Annotated in this window: 4 protein-coding genes; 2 read left to right on the top strand and 2 right to left on the bottom strand. The window is 44.3% G+C overall.

All coding sequences use genetic code 11. From position 1 onward, the window contains the following. Positions 1-1238: 1238 nt before the first annotated feature. On the bottom strand, positions 1239-2423 hold the full coding sequence (dctP, locus tag Q0605_RS09170; protein WP_005871786.1) for a TRAP transporter substrate-binding protein DctP: 1185 nt from the start codon (positions 2421-2423) through the stop codon (positions 1239-1241). 121 nt (positions 2424-2544) lie between these two features. On the opposite strand from dctP, the gene Q0605_RS09165 reads away from it, so the two are divergent. Continuing rightward, on the top strand, positions 2545-3879 hold the full coding sequence (locus Q0605_RS09165; protein WP_298706404.1) for an FAD-dependent oxidoreductase: 1335 nt from the start codon (positions 2545-2547) through the stop codon (positions 3877-3879). A gap of 34 nt (positions 3880-3913) precedes the next feature. On the opposite strand, the gene Q0605_RS09160 is transcribed toward Q0605_RS09165, so the two are convergent. Then, positions 3914-4081: a hypothetical protein gene (locus Q0605_RS09160; RefSeq protein WP_298706403.1), complete on the bottom strand. Its 168-nt coding sequence runs from the start codon at positions 4079-4081 to the stop codon at positions 3914-3916. 109 nt (positions 4082-4190) lie between these two features. Here Q0605_RS09160 and pyk point away from each other — a divergent pair. Then, on the top strand, positions 4191-5472 hold a 1282-nt coding region (gene pyk / locus Q0605_RS09155; protein WP_298706401.1), incomplete at its 3' end, for a pyruvate kinase.

Here is a 5472-nt window from a genome sequence, read left to right as displayed (position 1 = left end):
CGATAAATACCCGGACGGCGAGCTTGTCGATGAATATCAATACTTTAAATTTGACGGCGAAAAATTTACGATAGAGAGTAAAATAATTCATTGCGAGCCTGGTAAAATTATAGAGGAGTTAGTCGCGCCCTCTAGCGCGCAGGGGCTTTGATAGGTGCTGCTACGCTTGGCGGGTGCGTTAAATTTAAAGACTTTGAGGTTATAAATTTCAAGGTGCGGCAAAATTTCAAATTTTAATCTTTTAAAATTTTGGCTACAAAATTTTAAAATTATAAATTTTAAAGCGTAGAATTTCAAGGCGCGGAATTTTATTTTCAGAATTTTAAATTTTGCGACGTAAAATTTCAAAGTGTAGATTAAAATCTTAAATTTCAAGACGCACGGAATTTTAAAGCGCTTAAAATTATAAAGCGCGAAATCAAAAAGCAAAATTTTAAAATTTACGCGGTGAAATTCCAAGACTGAGCCCGTCTAGTTTAGTGATAAATTCTAACTAGAGCAGGCTTTAAAAAATTTACACGCAAGCTTTTAAATTCGCAATCGCTTAAAATGGAATTTGACCTACAAATTTTTTTCTAACGTGCTTTTTACTTAATCTCCGAAAGACAAAATTTTAAATTCTCCTTACTTGTGATATTTAAGCGTGTAAATTTTAAAATTTTGCATTTTATTTGAAGTTCACTGCTTTATACAGCAAGAAAACCCGAAGCAAATTTCATTTAAAAGCGGCATTTGCAAGATAAAAGCACTGAAATTTTAAAATGTGGAATTTATGAACGCTACTAATTTGAAATCGTAGATTAGCACGCTTCGCCGAAGCTCCCCTGCTAACTACGCGAAATGAAAAAGCAAGATTAAATTCTCCCTCGCTCAATGTCGCCCGTAAGCGAGCACGGCGGAATATCAAGCTTAAATAACGCAAAAGATAAAAGAATAAAGCAAAAAGATAGGAGGCTTGGAGCTTGATAAAATTCTAGCCTTGTGTGGCGGCAACCGAGCGGCTTTTTAAATTGGGCTTTAAACGCAGTGATGCGAATTGCGCGCCTTAACTTAAATGCTAAGAGGCGATAAAATTTCATCACCGCTTTCATAAATTAAAATTTTAAAGATATCCCGAGCTACGCAGCTGCAATAAGCAAATCGCCCGCACTTCGCCTAAATCTCTTAAATCGCCGACCGAATTCAAGCCGCTTCTTGACTTGATGCTAGGTTTTGATACGCAACTTAAAAGCGAAGCACTATTTCGTCTGATTATCCTCGTTTTTTGGTGCGGCAGTGCTTGCATTTATCTCGCTGGCTGCGCTATTTACGGGCTCAGGAACAGAGATTTTTTTCACCGAAGCAGTGAAATTCTGCTCGGCTTCAACATCGCCTGTTTTTTCGATATATGTAAAATCACCCATCTTCGTCCACGTTCTAGCTTTAGCTAAAAACGCCTTTTGGCTCTCCCAAATCTCTTTGAAATCGGGATTTTTCTCGCTTTCTTCGGCTAAAATTTCATCCGTCGCCTTGCGAAGCGCACGCATAATTTCAGGCGAAAAAGAGCGAATCTGAACGTTTGGATATTTCTTTTTGATCTCGTCCCAAATTATTACGTTTTTATAAAACGTCTCGTTTTCTGCGTATTCGCGCGCCTTTGCGATAGAGGCTTCCAGGATATTTTGCAAATCCTTAGGAAGCTTCTGCCAAGTTTGTAGATTTATCACTATCTGCTGCTCGCTAGCAGGTTCTTGCCATCCCGTATAATAGTAATTTGCGACCTTGTGAAAGCCTAGAGGTATATCAAAGCTAGGACTTGCCCACTCTACCGCATCGATGGTGCCCATCTCTAGCGCCATATATAGCTCACCTACCGGTATCGTAGCGACTGCGACGCCAAGGCGGCTCATAACCTCCCCGCCAAAGCTTGGAATTCTAAATTTAAGCCCTTTTAGATCGTCTAACGTATTAATCTCTTTTTTAAACCAACCACCCATCTGCATGCCGCTATTTAGGATATTAAAGACCTTTAGATTGCTTTTAGCATAGAATTTATCCGCTAGCTCCTTGCCTCCGCCGAAGTAATACCAAGCGTGCTGTTCGTCTTTCGTCATACCAAAAGGCACCGTCGTAAACAGCATATTTGCGCTATTTTTACCTTTATAATAGTAGCTCGCAGTATAGCCTAAATCGTATTGTCCGTTTTTGACCATATCATAGATTGCAAAAGGCGCTTTATGCTTGCTAGGCGCGTCGATGCTGATTTTCAGCCTGCCATCAGACATACTATCTGCAAGATCTGCCATACGCTTGGCGACATCGCCTACGATAGGCATACTAAGCTCGTAAGTCTGAGCTAGCTTAAGGCGATAAACTTTCTTATCTGCGCCCCACAGCGACGTGGCTATAATCAAACTTAATCCGACAAGAATCGATTTTTTCATATACTACTCCCAAAATGAAATAGTGCGAATTTTATATAAAATCATCTAAATTCACGCTTTTATAACTAGCTTTTAAGCGAAATTTTCGCACAATTGTAGCCAAATTCGATAAGGAAAGGGCATGCAAGAAAAACATTACGAAGTAATCATCATAGGCGGCGGTATCACGGGCAGCGCGCTAGCATATGTACTGGCAGAATTTAGCGGAATCAAAAATATCGCTCTACTTGAAAAATACGAAGGGCTTGCAACGCTAAATTCTAAAGCCAGTGCAAATTCCCAGACGATTCATTGCGGCGACATCGAGACCAACTACGACCTGCAAAAAGCGACCGAAGTCAAGCGCAAGGCGGATATGATCGTGAAATATTGCCAAAAGCACGGATATGAGAATAAATTTTTATTTCAAGGGCAGAAAATGGCTCTTGGCGTGGGCGAGAGCGAGGTAGAGCTCATAAAAGAGCGCTTTGAGAAATTTAAAGAGCTTTATCCGTATCTGCAGCTTTTTGACAAGGAAGAGCTCAAAAAAATCGAGCCCAAGCTAGTTTTTGACGGGCGCGGTGAGGAGCGAGCGGAGGATATCGTAGCAATGGGCGTGCAATCGGGAGTTTACACGACGATCGATTACGGCGCGATGGCGAATTCTTTTGTGCAAAACGCTAAAAACGTGGAGGGCAAAACCTGCGATCTGCACCTAAATACCGAAGTGCAAAACATCACTAAAGTAGGCGATAAGTTCTATATCCGCACCGCAAATAGACTCTCGCTAAGTGCTGATTTCGTAGTCGTAGATGCAGGCGCTCATTCGCACAAAATGGGGCTTGGGCAGGATCTTAGCACGATTTGCATCGCGGGCAGCTTCTATCTAACCAAGCAAAAGCTTCTAAATGGCAAGGTTTACATGATGCAAAACCCAAAGCTTCCATTTGCTGCGCTTCACGGCGATCCGGATTTGCTCGCAGGCGGCTGCACGAGATTCGGCCCTACCGCACTTACGCTACCAAAGCTTGAACGCTACAAGGGCTGTCGTTCGGTGCCGGAATTTTTTCAATCATTAAATTTTGACATGGACGTAGCCAAGGTCATTTGGCAAAATTTTGGCGATAGCGAGGTAAGGGACTTCTTAATCCGCAATATAGGCTTTGAGATACCGATTTTAGGCAAAAAGCTTTTCGTCAAAAATGCGCGCAAGATCATACCTAGCATCCGCGAGGAGGATATTTACTATGCCAAGGGCTTTGGCGGCGTGCGTCCGCAAGTCATTTCACACTCGCAAAAAAAGCTGCTTTTAGGCGAAGCTAGAATAGGCGAAAATCCGGGGATTATCTTTAATATGACCCCAAGCCCCGGCGCTACGAGCTGCCTAGGCAACGCACTTCGCGACGCAAAAAGTGCCTGCGAATATTTGGGAGTGAGCTTTGATGATGCAAAATTTGACGCGGAAATGATGCGATAAAGAGGAATTTTTAAATTTCGCTCGGGCGAGAATTTTAAAATTTTACTTCGGCGAGGATTTTAGAATTTTGCTCGCGCTTCACATATATAGGGGATTTTTGAATTTCATTCAAACGCGAATTTTTAGAATTTAACCTGCACTGCAAGCTATGAAATTTTAAAATTTCACCATGCCGTAGAATTCTAAAATTCTCGCGCACCATAAAATTTTAAAATTCCTTCGTCTAACGAATTTTAAATTTTAGAAATTTCAAAATTTTGCGCAAAATTTCGCCTAATGCGGCGATAAATTTTAAATTTAAAGGAGAAAAGATGCTTAAAAAAACCAAAATTTTAGCGACCATCGGGCCTGCGAGCGACAGCGAAGAGATGATGAGCGCGATGGTAAAAGCGGGTTGCAACGCCTTTAGGATGAACTTCAGCCACGGCACGCACGAGTATCACGAGGCAAATTTAAACAAAATCCGCGCCGTAGAAAAGAGCCTGGGCGTGCGCGTAGGCGTATTTCAGGACATCAGCGGTCCAAAGATCCGCGTCAGCAAACTCGAGGAAAATTTTAAACTAAAAACGGGCGATAAAATCACCTTCCTTCCTCGCGAAATCATCGGCAAAAAGACCGCTGATGGCGAATACGAGCTGTGTATCAACCACCCCGAAATTTTGCCGCTGATGAAAGTAGGCGAGTTTATCTACCTCTACGACGGCTCGATCCGCGCCAAGGTAGTCGCGGTAAGCGAGCAAGGCGTGCGGGCGGTGCTCGAAAACGACGGCTTTTTAAGCTCAAATAAGGGGGTGAACTTCCCAAACACCCGCCTAAATATCGACGTCATCACGCAAAAGGACTTAGAGGATCTGCGCTGGGGCGCGGCGCATGGCGTAAATTTCGTAGGCATCTCCTTCGTGCAGTCGCAAAACGACATCCTGCGCGTGCGCGAAATTTTAAACTCGCTGGGCTCAAAAGCTAAAATTTACGCCAAGATCGAGAAATTCGACGCGGTCGAAAACATCGAGCAGATCATCAAGGCAAGCGACGGCATAATGGTCGCGCGCGGAGATCTAGGCATCGAGATGCCATTTTATGAGATCCCGCGTATCCAAAAGCGCATCATCGCGTTAGCCAACGCCCGCTCAAAGCCCGTCATAACCGCCACGCAGATGATGCTTAGCATGACCGAGCACGAGCGCGCTACCAGAGCCGAGATCAGCGACGTCGCAAACGCCGTGCTAGACGGCACCGACGCCGTGATGCTAAGCGAGGAAAGCGCCATCGGCAAAAACCCCGCAGCCGTGGTCGCCGCGATGAGCGAGACGATCCGCGAGACCGAAAAGATCTATCCTTACGATAAATTTAACGATTACGACTTCTACGACGAGACCGATATGATCACTTCAAGCACCGCAGCGCTTGCCGCAAGACTGGGCGCGGGCGCGATACTTTCGATCACGGGCTCGGGGCGCTCGGCGATCAAACTCGCACGCAACCGCGCTAAAATCGATATCATCGCAATCGCGCACGACGAGCAGACCGCGCACGCGCTAAGTCTCGTGTGGGGCGTAAATCCCGCGATGGTTAAGGAAAAAACGAGCATCAACT

Source organism: uncultured Campylobacter sp. (genome assembly GCF_938017705.1).
Lineage (GTDB): Bacteria > Campylobacterota > Campylobacteria > Campylobacterales > Campylobacteraceae > Campylobacter_B.
This window is presented reverse-complemented; position numbering and strand designations above follow the sequence as displayed.

Coding starts and splice junctions, on each gene's coding strand:
- dctP (WP_005871786.1), bottom strand. CDS start 2,423: ATGAAAAAATCGATTCTTGTCGGATTAAGTTTGATTATAGCCACGTCG.
- Q0605_RS09165 (WP_298706404.1), top strand. CDS start 2,545: ATGCAAGAAAAACATTACGAAGTAATCATCATAGGCGGCGGTATCACG.
- Q0605_RS09160 (WP_298706403.1), bottom strand. CDS start 4,081: ATGGTGCGCGAGAATTTTAGAATTCTACGGCATGGTGAAATTTTAAAA.